Origin of the sequence: Streptomyces sp. NPDC059456 (assembly GCF_042750055.1) — a bacterium.
In the GTDB taxonomy this organism is placed as follows: Bacteria; Actinomycetota; Actinomycetes; order Streptomycetales; family Streptomycetaceae; genus Streptomyces.
In genome coordinates, this window is record NZ_JBHYVA010000092.1 from 1 (window position 1) to 16,184 (window position 16,184).

A 16,184-nucleotide genomic window follows, 5' to 3' on the forward strand; every position below is an offset into this window, starting at 1 on the left:
GCTCTGGGGTATCTCCCTCCGGGGAGTGAGGGGGCGGGGGTCGCCTCCCTCGCGCCGGTGAGTTGTCGTACCGGTGAAGACCCCTCTTGGTGGTGATCCGCGGGGACCCCTGTGACCTGCAGCATTGAGTCATCGGGGCCGCTGGGGCCCGGATGGCTCACAGGGGGATCCCGTCATGAAGGTACGTACGCGCGCACTGATCGCCACCGCCCTGGTCCTGGGCATCGCGGCCGGACCGGCCGTGGCCCATGCCGCTCCGGCCGCCGTGCCGGTGTCGGCCCGCGACGCGGCCCCGCCCGTGTACACGACCGCGCCCGATGCGGCGGCGCTGCGCAAGGCGATCGCCGGCGTCGGCCCGGGGAACGCGGACGCGACGGCCGCGCTGGTCCGGGTGGGCGGTACGAGCGGCCGCTGGGTGGGCAGTTCCGGTGTGGCCGACGTCCGGACGGGCCGCAAGGCGATCGACGACGCCCGGTTCCGGGCCGGTTCGGTGACGAAGACGTTCACGGCGGCGGTGGTGCTCCAGCTGGCCGCCGAGGGCAGGGTCGATCTGGACGGGCCGGTGCAGCAGTACCTGCCCGGGCTGCTGCCGTCCGGTCCCAAGGGCTTCGAGCCCGTCAGCGTGCGGCAGTTGCTGAACTACACGAGCGGCATACAGCCGGCCGAGGGGCCGGGGGACTCCTTCGAGGCGCAGTACGCCCACCGGTTCGACGTGGTCGACCCGCACGCGCTGATCGCCGAGGCGGTGGCGAAGGGGCCCGAGTTCAGGCCGGGCGAGAAGCAGCACTACCTCAACATCGACTACACGGTCCTGGCCGTGCTGATCGAGAAGCTGACGGGGACGACGTACGAACAGGCCCTGTCCGCGCGGATCCTGAAGCCGCTCGGCCTGCACCACACGTCGGTTCCGGCGCGCGGGGAGAACCGGATACCGGGCCCGCACCACCACGGCTACCAGGCCGTGGACGGGCCCGGCGGCGGGAGCACCCTGGTGGACGTGACCGACTGGAACTCCTCGTCCAACTGGGCCGCCGGGGACCTGATATCGACCACGGCGGACCTGGAGAAGTTCACCCAGGCCCTGTTCGCGGGCCGGGTGGTGCCGAAGGCGCAGCTGGAGGAGATGTTCACGGTGCCCGCGGTCAAGGACTTCGACTCCGGGGAGGACGCCGTGCAGACCGCGGGGTTGAAGCGGTTCGTCCTGCCCGACCGCACCGTGGTTTACGGCAAGACGGGCTCCCGGTACGGCTACAGCACGGTGATCGGCGGGGCGCGCGATCTCTCGCGCACGCTCGTCTACTCGGTGAACTCCACCGATGCGAAGGGGCAGGACATGAACAAGGTGGCGTACGGGATCGTCATGGCGGCCTTCGCCCGGTAGCGGTCAGGCGGGCAGCAGCGCCTCCAGCCGCTTGATCATGCGGCGGAGCACCAGCAGGGGTATGACCCCGAAGACACCGAACGACATGTCGATGAGGCTCCACCCGAAGGGGATCCCGCGGACGGGGCCGCAGATCAGGGCCAGGGGGATCACGCCGGCGCAGGCGATCATGCCGGCTTCGACGATCCAGATGTTGCGGACGGGGTCGCGGTGGACGCCGTAGAAGAAGACCGCGATCACGAGGTGGGCGAAGGCGAGCCAGTCGGTGCCGTAGAGGAGGAAGGGGTAGTCCGCGTCAGCGCGGTCCAGCCCGTCGCCCACGCGCTGCAGCCACGCGTGGGACACGAGCGAGTTGGCCCAGTGCAATTCGCCGACCAGGGGGAAGGCGGTGAGACCGCTCAGTACCAGGCAGACGATGAACAGGACCAGCCAGGCACGGATCCGCCGCTGAAGGGCGCTTCTCTCGCTCATGGAAGGAAGCGTACGCCCGTTTCTGAACACGTTCAGTCAATATCCTGAACATGTTCAGTTCTGTGGCGGGACCGTGATCATCCGCTCCGGCGGCCGGTCTCAGAGGCCGACGATGGCGTTCCAGCGCTGGGCGAACGAGCGGCGCTCGGCCGAGGAGATGTCCCGGGCCACGACGAGCCGCTTGCGCATCTCGCCGTCGGGGAAGATCAGCGGGTTCTCGGCGAGCTGCGCGGTCTCCTTGTCGTCGGAGCCGGCCAGGACCTCGCGGGCGGCCGGGACCGGGCAGACGTAGTTGACGGCGGCGGCCAGCTCGGCGGCCACCTCCGGGGCGTAGTAGTAGTCCACCAGGGCCTCGGCGTTGGCCTTGTGGTAGGCCAGGTTGGGGACCAGCAGGCTCTCGGCCCAGAGCTCGGCGCCCTCCTCCGGGACCACGAACTCGATGTCCGGATTGTCGGCCTGGAGCTGGATGGCGTCACCGGAGTACGCCTGGCAGGCCAGGACGTCCCCCTTGCTCAGATCGGAGGTGTAGTCGTTGCCGGTGAAGCGGCGGATGTGCTTCTTCTTCACCATGCTCTCCACCTGGTCGCACATCCGGTGGAAGTCGGACTCGGTCCACCGCGTGACGTCCACGCCGTTGCCCTGCATCAGGAGGGCGAAGGACTCGTCCAGGCCGGAGAAGAGGGTGACCTTGCCGGCCAGGTCCGGGTGCCAGAGGTCCTTGACGGACTTGATCTCCCGGCCCAGCGCCTTGCGGTTGTAGGCGATGCCGGTGATCCCCGACTGCCAGGGGACGGTGTGGAGGCGGCCCTCGTCGAAGGCGGGGGACCGCAGCTGCGGGTCCAGGTGGGCGGCCACGTTCGGCTGCGCCGAGCGGTCCATCTTCTGGGCCCACCCCAGGTGGACGAAGCGGGCGGCCATCCAGTCGCTGACCACCACCAGGTCGTGACCGGTCTGCTGGTGGTTCATGAGGGCCGGGCTGACCTTGCCGAAGAACTCGTCGTTGTCGTTGATCTCCTCGGTGTACCGGACCTCGATGCCGGTCTTCTCCGTGAAGGCGTCCAGCGTGGGACGGCGCTCCTCGTCCTTGTCATCGGTGTCGATGTACAGGGGCCAGTTGGAGAAGGCGACGCTCTTGTCCCGGCCGGAGCGGTCCGGGCCTCCCCGCCGGTCCTCGGGGACGTACGCGGCGGGCACACCACAGCCGGTGAGGGCCGCGAACAGGCCGGCGGCACCGAGGCCGCGCAGCGCCGCGCGGCGGGAGAAGGCGAGTTCAGGCATGGGCAAAGCCTCGGGGACGAGAAGAGGGCGGGCAATAGACACATTGTCTACTGCCCGCCCCCTCAAGCCCCTTCGGTGATCGATGCGGTCTCCGCGGAGACCGATCAGCCGTCGAGCGAGGTCATCACGTGCTTGATGCGGGTGTAGTCCTCGAAGCCGTAGGCGGAGAGGTCCTTGCCGTAGCCGGACTTCTTGAAGCCGCCGTGCGGCATCTCGGCGACGAGCGGGATGTGGGTGTTGATCCACACGCAGCCGAAGTCGAGGTTCTTGGACATGCGCATCGCGCGGCCGTGGTCCTTGGTCCACACCGAGGAGGCGAGGGCGAACTCGACGCCGTTCGCGTACTCGAGGGCCTGGGCCTCGTCCGTGAAGGACTGGACGGTGATGACGGGGCCGAAGACCTCGTTCTGGATGATCTCGTCGTCCTGCTTGAGGCCCGAGACCACGGTCGGGGCGTAGAAGTAGCCCTTGTCGCCGACCCGGTGGCCGCCCGCCTCGACCTTGGCGTGGGCGGGGAGGCGCTCGATGAAGCCGGCCACCTGCTTGAGCTGGTTCGGGTTGTTCAGCGGGCCGTAGAGCACGTCCTCGTCGTCCGGCTGGCCGGTCTTCGTGTCGGCGGCGGCCTTGGCGAGGGCGGTCACGAACTCGTCGTGGATGGACTCGTGCACGAGCACGCGGGTCGCCGCGGTGCAGTCCTGGCCGGCGTTGAAATAGCCGGCGACCGCGATGTCCTCGACGGCCTTGGCGATGTCGGCGTCCTCGAAGACCACGACGGGCGCCTTGCCGCCGAGCTCCAGGTGGACGCGCTTGACGTCCTTCGAGGCGCTCTCGGCGACCTGCATGCCGGCGCGTACCGAGCCGGTGATGGAGGCCATCGCCGGGGTGGAGTGCTCGACCATGGCCTTGCCGGTCTCGCGGTCGCCGCACACGACGTTGAAAACGCCCTTGGGCAGGACCGAGTCGATGATCTCCGCCATCAGGACGGTGGAGGCCGGGGTGGTGTCCGAGGGCTTGAGCACCACGGTGTTGCCCGCGGCGATCGCCGGGGCGAACTTCCACACGGCCATCATCATCGGGTAGTTCCACGGCGCGACCTGGGCGCACACGCCGACCGGCTCACGGCGGATGATCGAGGTCATCCCGTCCATGTACTCGCCGGCCGAGCGGCCCTCCAGAAGACGGGCCGCACCCGCGAAGAAGCGGATCTGGTCCACCATCGGCGGGAGCTCCTCGCTGGCCGTGAGGCCCAGCGGCTTGCCGGTGTTCTCCGACTCGGCGGCCACGAGCTCGTCCGCGCGCGCCTCGAAGGCGTCCGCGATCTTGAGCAGGGCCTTCTGGCGCTCGGCGGGGGTGGTGTCGCGCCAGCCCGGGAAGGCGGCCGCGGCGGCGGCCATGGCGGCGTCGACATCGGCCTGGCCGGAGAGCGGGGCGGTGGCGTACACCTCGCCGGTGGCGGGGTTGACCACCTCGGTGGTCCGCCCGTCGGCGGCGTCCTTGAACTCTCCGCCGATGTAGTTGCGCAGACGACGCAGTTCGGTGGTCACTCCAGCCACACTCCTGATCACATGTCCAACGATTGAGACGAATCCCAATCCTAGCCCCAAGGCGGACGCTTTCGGCAGGGCCAGACGCCACCAACTACGAAATCAGTGAGATCCAAGACTTCAAACAACGGATTTCATCGATTCCGTCTTGCGGAACAGACGACTCCTCGTGCACAGTGAGGTCGTGGTCAGTCGAAGCGCAGATTCCAGGAACAGACAACCGTCCCCTTCGGTCGATGCTGTGTCCCTGGCGATCATCGAGCAACTGCAGGAGGACGGTCGCCGTCCCTACGCAGCGATCGGCAAGGCCGTCGGCCTGTCGGAGGCGGCCGTGCGCCAGCGCGTGCAGAAGCTGCTCGACCAGGGCGTCATGCAGATCGTCGCCGTCACCGACCCGCTCACCGTGGGTCTGCGGCGCCAGGCCATGGTCGGCATCAACGTCGAGGGAGACCTCGACCCGGTGGCCGACGCACTGACCCAGATGGCCGAGTGCGAGTACGTGGTGATGACCGCGGGCTCGTTCGACCTGATGGTGGAGATCGTCTGCGAGGACGACGACCACCTGCTGGAGACGATCAACAAGAAGATCCGCGCGCTCCCCGGCGTGCGATCAACCGAAAGCTTCGTTTATCTGAAGCTGAAGAAGCAGACCTACATGTGGGGAACTCGATAGCCCGTGAGCCAGGACCTCTCCAAGACCGCGTACGACCACCTGTGGATGCACTTCACCCGCATGTCGTCGTACGAGAACTCCCCCGTCCCCACCATCGTGCGGGGTGAGGGCACCTACATCTTCGACGACAAGGGCAAGCGCTACCTGGACGGTCTCGCCGGACTGTTCGTGGTCAACGCCGGTCACGGCCGCAAGGAACTGGCCGAGGTCGCCTACAAGCAGGCCCAGGAACTCGCCTTCTTCCCCGTCTGGTCGTACGCGCACCCCAAGGCCGTCGAGCTGGCCGAGCGCCTCGCCCACTACGCCCCGGGCGACCTGAACAAGGTCTTCTTCACCACCGGCGGCGGCGAGGCCGTCGAGACCGCGTGGAAGCTCGCCAAGCAGTACTTCAAGCTGCAGGGCAAGCACACCAAGTACAAGGTCATCTCCCGTGCGGTCGCCTACCACGGCACCCCGCAGGGCGCCCTGTCCATCACCGGTCTGCCGGCCCTGAAGGCCCCCTTCGAGCCGCTGGTCCCCGGCGCGCACAAGGTGCCGAACACCAACATCTACCGCGCCCCGATCCACGGCGACGACCCCGAGGCCTTCGGCCGCTGGTGCGCCGACCAGATCGAGCAGCAGATCCTCTTCGAGGGCGCCGACACCGTCGCCGCCGTCTTCCTGGAGCCGGTGCAGAACGCGGGCGGCTGCTTCCCGCCGCCGCCCGGGTACTTCCAGCGGGTCCGCGAGATCTGCGACGAGTACGACGTGCTCCTCGTCTCCGACGAGACGATCTGTGCCTTCGGCCGCCTCGGCACGATGTTCGCCTGTGACAAGTTCGACTACGTCCCGGACATGATCACCTGCGCCAAGGGCATGACCTCGGGCTACTCCCCGATCGGTGCCTGCATCATCTCGGACCGCCTCGCCGAGCCGTTCTACAAGGGTGACAACACCTTCCTGCACGGCTACACCTTCGGCGGACACCCGGTGTCCTCCGCGGTGGCGATCGCCAACCTCGACATCTTCGACAAGGAAGGCCTCAACCAGCACGTGCTGGACAACGAGGGCGCCTTCCTCAAGACGCTGCAGAAGCTGCACGACCTGCCGATCGTCGGCGACGTCCGCGGCAACGGCTACTTCTACGGCATCGAGCTCGTCAAGGACAAGGTCACCAAGGAGTCCTTCACGGACGAGGAGACGGAGCGCGTGCTCTACGGCTTCCTCTCCAAGGCGCTCTTCGAGAACGGCCTGTACTGCCGTGCCGACGACCGTGGCGACCCGGTCATCCAGCTGGCCCCGCCGCTGATCGCGGACCAGGGCACCTTCGACGAGATCGAAGGCATCCTGCGCTCGGTGCTCACCGAGGCGTGGACCAAGCTGTAAAGAGCGGCGAACAGCAGCAAACAGTCCGAACCACACGGCCCGGATCGCCCGTTCGAGTGAGAACGCGGGGGTCCGGGCCGTGTGCTGTCACCATCCAAGACGTTCATCTCTTTACATCTCAGTGCGGCGCCGGTGACCGAACCGGCTCTGCTTCGTTCCCCCGGACGGAGGTGTACGCCATGGTGGCTCCACCGGACAACGCCCCACCGGACAACGACGTCCTCTGGGCCCGGTCCGTTCACTACTCCCACAGGGGGTCCCCCCGGACGAAGCCCGGGGGAGGTTCACCCGGCCTCATCGGTGTCTCGCTCGGCGTCCGCCAGGGCGAGATCCTGGCCCTGACCGGCCCCCGCGGCAGCGGGAAGACCACCCTGCTGCGCTGCCTGGCCGGCCACCTCGTGCCCGAACAGGGCGAGATCTGGTTCAACAGCGTGCCCGTCCACACCATGGGCGCCCTGGCCCGCGAACGGCTGCGCCGCGACCGGTTCGGCTGGATCGGCCCCGATCCCCTGCTGCTGCCCGAGCTCAAGGTGTGGGAGAACGCCGCCCTGCCCCTGCTGGTCGCGGGCGCCTCCCACCGCGCCGCCAAGGCCGCCGCCTGCGAATGGCTGGACCGGCTCGACATCGGCGCGTTCGCCCGCAAGCGCCCCGGCGCCCTGACCCGGGCCGAGTCCCAGCGGGTCGCCCTCGCCCGGGCGTTGGTGGGCGAGCCCGCGGTGGTCTTCGCCGACGAACCCACCGCCCCGCTGCACCGCGCCGACTGCGCCATGCTGCTGCGCACGCTCACCACCGCGGCCCGCTCCCACGGGATCACCGTGCTGCTGGCCACCCATGACGAGGAGACCGCCGCCGTCGCCGACCGCCGGGTCGCGCTGCTCGACGGCCGCCCCGCGAGCGCCGCAACCGCCGTCGGCGTGCTCGGCGTCGACGGTCCGCCCGAGGAGACTCCGGGAGGGCAGGCCGCGTGCTCGCTCTCCGCCTAGTCCGCGGCTCCCGCCCGCTCGTCCAGCTGCGCCGGCTCCTGGTCGCCGCCGCCTGCGCGGGCACCGGGTTCCTGCTGCTGTACGTGCTCGCCGGGGCGACCGTCCACCCTGCCGGATCGTTCCCGCGGCTGTTGTGGGCCCTGGTCCCGTTCGCCGTCACCGTGCAGTTCGCGGTCGCCGTCGCGCGGACCGACCCCGCGACCCGGCCGCGGGAGGGGCTGGACGCCGTCGGGCTGGGCCCCGTACGGATCATGCTCGTCGCGGCGCTCTCCACCGCCGTCGCCTGCACCCTGGGCAGCGCCCTGGCCCTGGCCGCCTTCCTGCACCTGCGGGGCGACCTCACCGGGCTGCCCTTCGACGGAGCCGGGGCCGCACTGCTGCACGCCGACCGGCCGCTGCCCGTGGCGGCCGCCCTCACGCTGGTGGCCCTGCTCCCGCTGGCGGCCTCCGCCGCGACGGCACTCGCCCTGCGCCCGCACCCCCCGCTGGCCCCGCAGACCGCCCTGCCCTGGGGCATCGCCGTCACCGCCTGCGGACTGGCCGTCGAGGCGTACGCGGGCCTCGGCGGCGCCGGGATGCCGGCCGGGTGGGCGCTCACCGCCGTCGGGCTCTCCCTCGCCGGCCCGGGACTGGCCTACGCCTGCGGGACCCTGGTCCAGTCCGTCCGCCCGGGCGCCCTGCGGCTGCTCGCCGGGCGGGCCCTCCAGGAGGACGCGCCGCGGCTCGGCCGCCCGCTCGGTGTCCTGTGCGCGGTCGGCGCGGGTGCCCTCACCGCCGTGGCCCTGCACGACCGGGGCGGATTCGCCGTCCCGCTGGGCCCGCTCACCGGACCGGCCTGCGCCCTGGTGGTGCTGTGCGCGGGTGCGACCTTGCTCACGTGCGCCGTGGAGGTCCGCCAGGACCGCTCACCCTCCCGCCGGACCCTGCGCGACCTCGGAACTCCGGGCTCTGTCCTGCGTACCGCCGCGGCGGTGCGGGCCACCGCGCTGCTGGCCGTGTGCGGACCGGTCGTGTGGGGTGTGGCACAGCTGACGTCGCTGGCGTTGACCCGCTGACACGGGCAGCCCTTAGGGTGGGCCGAATGGTCAACGCAGACATCGAGATCGAGACGCTCGCCGAATTCGACCAGGTCGTGGCCCGCGGTTCGCTCAGCGGCTACCGGGTCCAGTCGGTCAACCTGCTGGAGCGCACGTTCGCCCTGCTGTCAGCCGACACCTCCGCGGCCGTCTTCCTGGGCTGCCCGATGGAGCCCGACGCCTCGGCGAAGGTGCGCGCCGACGGCGCGCTCGTCTTCCCGCCCGTGCCGGACCTGCCGTTCAACCCGTACCGCGGCCTGCTGTACACCGCCGACGAACTGTTCACGGGTCTGTCCGCGGACTACGAGGCCACCCCGGACGCCCAGTCGTACGCCTGGTTCCAGGAGACCAAGGCCGACGGCGACGTCTTCTCCTCGATGCTGCGCTCCGTCCACGACGACGCGGTCTCCGACGCCCTCGACGAACACCTCGCCGGCGCCCGGGTGGTGGGCGTCATGGGCGGCCACGCGATGGCCCGCGGCGGCCTGGACTACCAGGGCGCCGCCGAACTCGGCCGGACGCTGGCCCGCTCCGGACTGACCGTGGCCACGGGCGGCGGTCCCGGCGCGATGGAGGCGGCCAACCTCGGCGCCTACCTGGCGCCCGCCCCGGACGAGGCCCTCGCGGAAGCCCTCGAGATCCTGGCCAAGGCCCCGTCGTTCACTCCGTCGGTGTCCGACTGGGCGCGGGCGGCGTTCACCGTGCGGGAGCGCTGGCCCTCCGGCGGCGACTCGGTGGGGATCCCCACCTGGTTCTACGGGCACGAGCCGCCGAACGCGTTCGCCGGGCACATCGCCAAGTACTTCGCGAACGCCACCCGGGAGGACGGGCTGCTCGCCCGCTCCAACGCGGGCGTCGTGTTCCTCCCGGGCGCCGCGGGCACCCTCCAGGAGATATTCGACAACGCCACGCACAACTACTACGGCTCCCGGGGCGAGCCGACACCGATGGTGCTGGTGGGGCGGACGCACTGGACCGAGCACCTGCCGGCATGGCCGCTGCTCCAGGCGCTCGCGCGCGGACGCGCGATGGAGTCGCGGATCGCACTGGTCGACTCGGTGGACGAAGTGCCCGCCGTGCTCGACTCGATGAAGTGAGCGCCGCGTCGGGGTGACCGACCCGGCGCACTGCGAAATGAACTGCGGCCCGAGGCAACTTCCCGGCCCGATCGCACGTCTGCCATAGGTAATCAAAACGCAAAGACCCGCCAGACGTGAACGGAGCCCTCGGTGCTCATAGGCTTGCTGACCGCGATCGCGGCGTCCATCTGCTACGGCACGGGGTCCGTCCTGCAAGCCGTCGGCTCGCGCCGGGCGGCCCGGATGTCCCCGGCCGCCGCGGGCGTGACCGCACACGGCGGCCCGAACCTCTCGTCCACCGCGAAGGCGGCGATGACGTGGGAGTTCATCGTCGGCACCGTCCTTGACTTCGTGGGCTTCGGGCTGGGCGCGCTGGCCGCCCGGCTGCTGCCCCTGTTCCTCTCCCAGACCGTGATCAGCGCCAACCTGGTGATCACGGCCGTGCTCAGCGTCAAGATGCTGGGCATCCGGCTGACCCGGAAGGAATGGACCTCGATCGGGGTCGTCTGCGCGGCGCTGGTGCTGCTGGCGACGGCCGCAGGCCACGAGGGCGGCCACCACGCCCCGGCGGCCACGCACTGGTGGCTGTTCGCGGTGACCCTGCTGATCATCGCGGGCGGCACGGTCGCCGTCCGGCTCCTGGGCGCCCGGGCCGCGATCCTGGCCGGCCTGCTGTCGGGCCTGGCCTTCGGCGCGCTCGGCGTGGGCGTGCGGATCCTCGACGGGATCGACCCGTTCGACCCGGCCACGCTGCTCACCGACCCCGCCCTCTACGCCATCGTGCTGGCCGGCGTCGGCGGCATGTACCTGCACACGGTCGCCCTCCAGATCGGCTCGGTGAACGGCGCGACGGCCGCGCTGGTCGTCGGCGAGACCGTCCTGCCGGGCGCGATCGGCGTCCTCTGGCTGGGCGACGCGTCCCGTCCGGGCCTGGCGTGGCTCGCGGTCCTCGGCTTCGTCCTCGCCGTCACGGGCGCGGTCGCCGTCGCCTGGTACGGCAACCACGACGGCACCGAGGCCGACTCCCCCGCCCCGCAGCCGGTCCCGGCCGGCTGACCGGAGCTCACTGCGCCGGGAGGACGACCACCTCGGCCGGGGCGAAGGACACCGCGACCCGCTCGCCCACGGCCGGTGCCCCGGCCAGCCCGCATTCGGCCTCCAGCACGGGACCGGCCTCCGGCCGCAGCCGCAGCGCCACGTGCGTGCCGCGGAAGGTGCGGGCCAGCACCTCACAGCCCAGACCGGCCGCCGCGAGCACCACGCCCGCCGGCCGGATCAGGATGCTCCGTTCGCCCTCGGGGGACCCGGCCGGCACCGGCACCTTGCCCCATGCCGTCGCCGCGGCCCCTCCCGCCACGGTCGCCGGGATCACGTTCTCGAAGCCGAGGAAGCGCGCCACGAACTCCGAGGCCGGCCGCTGCCAGACCTCCAGCGGGGTCCCGGCCTGCGCGATCCGCCCGTCCCGCATCACCACCACCCGGTCGGCCAGGGCGAAGGCCTCGCCCTGGTCGTGGGTGACGGCCAGGACCGTGGTCCCGAGCCGGGAGAACAGCTCCCGCAGCTCCACCACCAGCCGCTCGCGCAATCCCCGGTCCAGCTGGCCCAGCGGCTCGTCCAGCATCAGCAGCCGCGGCGAGGGGGCCAGGGCCCGGGCCAGCGCGACCCGCTGCTGCTCACCGCCCGACAGCGAGGCCACCGAGCGGCCCTGGGCCCCGGGGAGCCCGACCAGGTCCAGCAACTGCGCGACCTGCGCCTCGTACGCACCCCGGGCAGAACCCCGTACGCGCAGCCCGAAAGCGACGTTCCCGGCCACGTCCCGGTGCGGGAACAGCTGGTGGTCCTGGAACATCAGGCCGACCCCGCGCCGGTGCACGGGCACCCGCGCCTGATCGGCCCCGCCCAGCAGGACCCGTCCGGCCGAGACCGGCTGGAGCCCGGCCACCACCCGCAGCAGCGTGGACTTTCCGCTGCCGCTCGGCCCGAGCACACAGACGACCTCGTGCTCGGCCACCTCCAGGTCCACCGCGTCGACGACGGCACGCTCGCCGAAGCGGACCGACACCCCGGCCAGTTCGAGCAACGTCATCAGAACTCTCCCGAGGTCTTGTCGGGGCGCAGCCGCTCCAGCAGCAACAGGGCCGCCGCGCACACCAGCATCAGAATCGTGCTCAGGGCCATGGCCTGCCCGTAGTTCATCTCGCCGGCGCGCCCCAGCAGCCGGGCGACGGCCACCGGCAGCGTCGGGCGGTCGGGCCGGGCGATGAACACCGTCGCGCCGAACTCCCCGAGCGAGACGGCGAAGGCGAACCCCGCGGCGATCAGCAGCGCCCGCCGCACCAGCGGCAGGTCCACCTCCCGCCAGGCCCGCAGCGGGGACGCCCCGAGCACGGCGGCGGCCTCGCGCAGCCGCCCGTCCACCGCGCGCAGCACCGGCAGCATGGTCCGTACGACGAACGGCACGCCCACCAGCGCCTGCGCGAGCGGCACCAGGATCCACGAGGTCCGCAGGTCCAGCGGCGGCTCGTCCAGGGTGATCAGGAACCCGAAGCCGACGGTCACCGCCGACACCCCGAGCGGAAGCATCAGCAGCGCGTCGAACCCGCGCACGAAGCGGCCCCCGCGCCGGGTCAGTGCCGCGGCCGCGAGCCCCCCGATCAGCAGGGCGATGGCGGTGGCGGCGAGCGCGTACTGCAGCGAGTTCCAGATGGCCTCCAGCGGGGGCACCAGAAACGTTCCGCCGCCCGCGCCCGCGTCCTGGAGCGCCCGGTAGAAGCCGAACCCGTAGCCGCCGGGCGCGTCGAGGGAGCGCTCCACCAGGACCAGCAGCGGGGCCACGATCAGCAGCGCCACCGTGAGCAGCACCCCGCCGAGCAGGGCGCGCTGCCCCGGCCCGCTCGGCCGGTGCGCGGTCCGCGCCGGGTCCACGAGCCGCAGGGCGCCCTCGCGCCGGCGCACGGTCCAGGCGTGGACGGCGAGGATCAGGCCGACCGCGACGAACTGCACCATCGTCAGGACGGCGGCCGTCGACAGGTCCAGCAGCTGTGCGGTCTGCCGGTAGACCTCCACCTCCAGGGTGGCGTACGAGGGTCCGCCGAGGATCTGCACGACGCCGAAGGAGGTGAACGTGAACAGGAACACCATCAGCGCGGCCGCGGCCACCGCCGGGCCGAGCGCGGGCAGCGTCACCCGCCGCCAGGCGGCGAACCGCCCGGCGCCCAGCACCCGGGCGGCCTCCTCCTGGCGCGGGTCCAGCTGCGCCCAGAGCCCGCCGACCGTCCGTACGACGACGGCGTAGTTGAAGAAGACGTGCGCGAGCAGGATCGCCCACACGGTGGTGTCCAGCCGGACGCCCCACAGCTCGTCCAGCACTCCGCCCCGCCCGACCAGCGCCAGGAAGGCGGTGCCGACCACCACGGTCGGCAGCACGAACGGGACCGTGACCACCGCCCGCAGCAGCTGCTTGCCGGGGAACTCGAAGCGCGCGAAGACGTACGCGCCGGGGAGTGCGATCAGCAGCGTGAGCGCCGTGGACGCGCACGCCTGCCAGGTGGTGAACCAGAGCACGTCGGCGATGTCCGGCCGGGTCAGCACCTCGCCGATCCGGCCGAACTGCCAGCCCTCGTCGGTCTTGATCCCGCGGCCGACGATCGCGGCCACGGGGTAGGCGAAGAACAGCGCGAAGAAGGCGAGCGGCACGGCCATCAGGGCGAGCCTGACGGCCGTGGCGCGCACGCCCTCCTTCACGGGAGTGCTCTCGCGTCCTACTTCACGACGAGCGAGGACCATGCCTTGACCCACTGCTCACGGTTCTTGGCGATGGTCTCCGGAGCGACGGTCTCCGGCTTCTCGATGACCACGCCGTGCTTCGTGAACAGCTCCGGCAGCTGCGCGTCCTTGGTCACCGGGTTCACGAACATCTGGAGCGGCATGTCCTCCTGGAACTTCTTGCCCACCAGGAAGTCGAGGAGCGCCTTGCCGCCCTCCTCGTTCTTCGCGCCCTTGAGCAGGCCCGCGAACTCGACCTGGCGGAAGCAGGTTCCGGTGGAGACGCCCGTGGGGGCCTCGGCCGGCTGCGGCTCGCCGTAGAGGACCTCGGCCGGCGGGCTGGAGGCGTAGGAGACGACCAGCGGGCGGTCGCCCTTGGCCTTCTTGCCGCCCGCGGATCCCGAGAAGCGCTCGTTGTAGGCCTGCTCCCAGCCGTCGACGACCTCGACGCCGTTGGCCTTGAGCTTGGTCCAGTAGTCCTTCCAGCCCTCGTCGCCGTACTTGCCGACGGAGGCGAGGAGGAAGCCGAGGCCCGGCGAGGACGTCGCCGCGTTCTCGGTGACCAGCAGGTTCTTGTACTCCGGCTTGATCAGGTCGTCGAGCGTCTGCGGCGGGGCGATCTTCTTGTCGGCGAAGTACGCCTTGTCGTAGTTGACGCAGATGTCGCCGGAGTCGATGGGGGTGACCCGGTGCTGCTGGTCGAGCACGTACTCGGGCTTCACGTCGGCCAGGCCCTTGACCTCGTACGGCGTGAAGATGCCGTTGTCGAGGGCGCGCGAGAGCAGCGTGTTGTCCACGCCGAAGAAGACGTCGCCGCGCGGGGAGCCCTTGGTGAGGATCTCCTGGTTGAGGGCGGCGCCCGCGTCCCCGGACTTCAGGACCTTGACGGTGTAGCCGCTCTGCTGCTCGAACTCCTTGAGGACCGTGTCGGTCACGTTGAAGGAGTCGTGGGAGACCAGCGTGACGGTCTTGGACTTCGGGGACCCGCTCGCGGCGGAGCCCTCGTCCTTCTTGGCGCCGCCGCACGCGGCCAGCGTGCTCACGCCGACGGCTGCGGCCAGCGCCGCACCCGCGATCTTCCTGGTGGTGCTCACGGAACATTCCTCCTGGGATGACCAGGAGAAGACGCGGCCCTGCCCGGCGCTCAGCGCGAGCGGTCGCCGGGCAGGGCGCAACAGCTTGAGTGATGACCGAACTTCCTACCCCGAATGACCGGGGCGAGGTTCAGAGGGTCTGCGGATGACGGTTACCGCACTCTCAGCGCTGTGGCGCTCCCCTGTCGGAATATGCAATTGGTTCGGCCACAGGGTACCCCGTGGCCGAATCCGTCCCGCGAAAACCGCAGGCTAGCGCTCCGAGGCCGCCAGCTGGCCGCAGGCACCGTCGATCTCCTGGCCCCGGGTGTCACGGACGGTCACCGGCACGCCGTGGCGGGCGATGGCCTCCACGAAGGCCTTCTCGTCCTCGGGGCGCGAAGCGGTCCACTTGGAGCCCGGCGTCGGGTTCAGCGGGATCAGGTTGACGTGGACGCGCTTGCCCTTGAGGAGGCGGCCGAGGAGGTCGCCGCGCCAGGCCTGGTCGTTGATGTCGCGGATCAGGGCGTACTCGATGGAGATCCGGCGGCCGGACTTCTCGGCGTACTCCCAGGCCGCGTCGAGGACCTCGCGGACCTTCCAGCGGGTGTTCACGGGGACGAGGGTGTCGCGCAGCTCGTCGTCGGGGGCGTGCAGCGAGACCGCGAGGCGGCACTTGAAGCCCTCGTCGGCGAACCGCAGCATCGCCGGGACCAGGCCGACGGTGGAGACGGTGATGCCGCGCTGCGACAGGCCCAGGCCGTCGGGCTCGGGGTCGGTGAGGCGGCGGATGGCGCCGACGACCCGCTTGTAGTTGGCGAGGGGCTCGCCCATGCCCATGAAGACGATGTTGGACAGCCGGGCCGGTCCGCCGGGGACCTCGCCGTCGCGCAGCGCGCGCATGCCGTCGACGATCTGGTGGACGATCTCGGCGGTGGACAGGTTGCGGTCCAGGCCCGCCTGGCCGGTGGCGCAGAACGGGCAGTTCATGCCGCAGCCGGCCTGCGAGGAGATGCACATGGTGACCCGGTCGGGGTAGCGCATCAGCACGGACTCGACGAGCGTGCCGTCGTGCAGCTTCCACAGGGTCTTGCGGGTGGTGTCGTCGTCGCACGAGATGTGCCGGATGACGTTCATCAGCTCGGGCAGCAGCTCCTCCCGGAGCTTCTCCCGGGAGGCCGCCGGAATGTCGGTCCACTCGGCCGGGTCGTGCGCGTACCGGGCGAAGTAGTGCTGCGAGAGCTGCTTGGCGCGGAACGGCTTCTCACCGATCGCGGCCACGGCTTCCCGGCGTTCCTCGGGCGTGAGGTCGGCAAGGTGCCGCGGCGGCTTCTTGGCTCCGCGGGGTGCAACGAAGGTGAGCTCTCCCGGAACAGGACGGGGGGCCATGAGTGGTACTCCTCAAGTCTGGCGAACCAGCGGCGGGCGACCTCCGCGCACGGTCCATCCCCGCAGACACGGGGAGATCGGGGGGGGGGCGGCCGCCCCGCGGGGCG

14 protein-coding genes and 1 riboswitch are annotated in these 16,184 nt (G+C 71.0%); of the genes, 7 read left to right on the plus strand and 7 right to left on the minus strand.

Annotation, left to right across the window (positions count from 1 at the left end; all coding sequences use genetic code 11):
• The first annotated feature begins 175 nt into the window (after nucleotides 1-175).
• On the plus strand, nucleotides 176-1,381 hold the full coding sequence (locus tag ACFXA3_RS11390; protein ID WP_385185160.1) for a serine hydrolase domain-containing protein: 1,206 nt from the start codon (nucleotides 176-178) through the stop codon (nucleotides 1,379-1,381).
• A 3-nt stretch (nucleotides 1,382-1,384) separates the two neighbouring features.
• Here the strand turns inward: ACFXA3_RS11390 and ACFXA3_RS11395 are convergent, their stop codons facing one another.
• From ACFXA3_RS11395 to ACFXA3_RS11405, 3 genes are all read right to left on the minus strand, one after another.
• Nucleotides 1,385-1,852, minus strand: a complete 468-nt coding sequence (locus ACFXA3_RS11395) for a hypothetical protein (protein WP_385185163.1) — start codon at nucleotides 1,850-1,852, stop codon at nucleotides 1,385-1,387.
• Nucleotides 1,853-1,951: 99 nt separating this feature from the next.
• A complete protein-coding gene (locus tag ACFXA3_RS11400; RefSeq protein WP_385185166.1) occupies nucleotides 1,952-3,130 on the minus strand; it encodes a PotD/PotF family extracellular solute-binding protein in 1,179 nt (392 codons plus the stop codon).
• Nucleotides 3,131-3,234: 104 nt separating this feature from the next.
• Nucleotides 3,235-4,674 carry a gamma-aminobutyraldehyde dehydrogenase gene (locus tag ACFXA3_RS11405; RefSeq protein WP_385185169.1) on the minus strand — a complete coding sequence of 480 codons (1,440 nt, stop codon included), beginning with the start codon at nucleotides 4,672-4,674 and terminating at the stop codon, nucleotides 3,235-3,237.
• A gap of 169 nt (nucleotides 4,675-4,843) precedes the next feature.
• On the opposite strand from ACFXA3_RS11405, the gene ACFXA3_RS11410 reads away from it, so the two are divergent.
• From ACFXA3_RS11410 to ACFXA3_RS11435, 6 genes are all read left to right on the plus strand, one after another.
• A complete protein-coding gene (locus tag ACFXA3_RS11410) occupies nucleotides 4,844-5,347 on the plus strand; it encodes an Lrp/AsnC family transcriptional regulator (protein ID WP_030298396.1) in 504 nt (167 codons plus the stop codon).
• Nucleotides 5,348-5,350: 3 nt separating this feature from the next.
• Complete coding sequence (locus ACFXA3_RS11415; RefSeq protein ID WP_385185172.1) at nucleotides 5,351-6,712, plus strand: aspartate aminotransferase family protein; 1,362 nt, start codon at nucleotides 5,351-5,353, stop codon at nucleotides 6,710-6,712.
• A gap of 179 nt (nucleotides 6,713-6,891) precedes the next feature.
• On the plus strand, nucleotides 6,892-7,695 hold the full coding sequence (locus tag ACFXA3_RS11420) for an ABC transporter ATP-binding protein (RefSeq protein ID WP_385185175.1): 804 nt from the start codon (nucleotides 6,892-6,894) through the stop codon (nucleotides 7,693-7,695).
• Nucleotides 7,677-8,750 carry a hypothetical protein gene (locus tag ACFXA3_RS11425; RefSeq protein ID WP_385185178.1) on the plus strand — a complete coding sequence of 358 codons (1,074 nt, stop codon included), beginning with the start codon at nucleotides 7,677-7,679 and terminating at the stop codon, nucleotides 8,748-8,750. The genes ACFXA3_RS11420 and ACFXA3_RS11425 overlap by 19 nt, the downstream gene beginning before the upstream one ends.
• A gap of 26 nt (nucleotides 8,751-8,776) precedes the next feature.
• On the plus strand, nucleotides 8,777-9,868 hold the full coding sequence (locus tag ACFXA3_RS11430; protein WP_385185181.1) for an LOG family protein: 1,092 nt from the start codon (nucleotides 8,777-8,779) through the stop codon (nucleotides 9,866-9,868).
• A 132-nt stretch (nucleotides 9,869-10,000) separates the two neighbouring features.
• Nucleotides 10,001-10,906 (plus strand): hypothetical protein, encoded by a 906-nt coding sequence (locus ACFXA3_RS11435; protein WP_385185183.1) that lies wholly within the window; start codon nucleotides 10,001-10,003, stop codon nucleotides 10,904-10,906.
• 7 nt (nucleotides 10,907-10,913) lie between these two features.
• Here ACFXA3_RS11435 and ACFXA3_RS11440 read toward each other — a convergent pair whose 3' ends face one another.
• The 4 genes from ACFXA3_RS11440 to rlmN form a co-directional block, all read right to left on the minus strand.
• Entirely contained in the window at nucleotides 10,914-11,936 is a 1,023-nt protein-coding gene (locus ACFXA3_RS11440; RefSeq protein ID WP_385185186.1) for an ABC transporter ATP-binding protein, read from the minus strand.
• The gene (locus ACFXA3_RS11445; protein WP_385185200.1) at nucleotides 11,936-13,552 is read right to left on the minus strand and encodes an ABC transporter permease; all 1,617 of its coding nucleotides are present in this window, start codon (nucleotides 13,550-13,552) and stop codon (nucleotides 11,936-11,938) included. Before ACFXA3_RS11445 ends, ACFXA3_RS11440 begins: the two co-directional genes overlap by 1 nt.
• Before the next feature lie 59 nt (nucleotides 13,553-13,611).
• On the minus strand, nucleotides 13,612-14,709 hold the full coding sequence (locus ACFXA3_RS11450; protein ID WP_385185189.1) for a thiamine ABC transporter substrate binding subunit: 1,098 nt from the start codon (nucleotides 14,707-14,709) through the stop codon (nucleotides 13,612-13,614).
• A gap of 84 nt (nucleotides 14,710-14,793) precedes the next feature.
• Nucleotides 14,794-14,903: riboswitch (TPP riboswitch) on the minus strand.
• 58 nt (nucleotides 14,904-14,961) lie between these two features.
• A complete protein-coding gene (rlmN, locus tag ACFXA3_RS11455; protein WP_385185192.1) occupies nucleotides 14,962-16,077 on the minus strand; it encodes a 23S rRNA (adenine(2503)-C(2))-methyltransferase RlmN in 1,116 nt (371 codons plus the stop codon).
• Nucleotides 16,078-16,184: the final 107 nt, after the last annotated feature.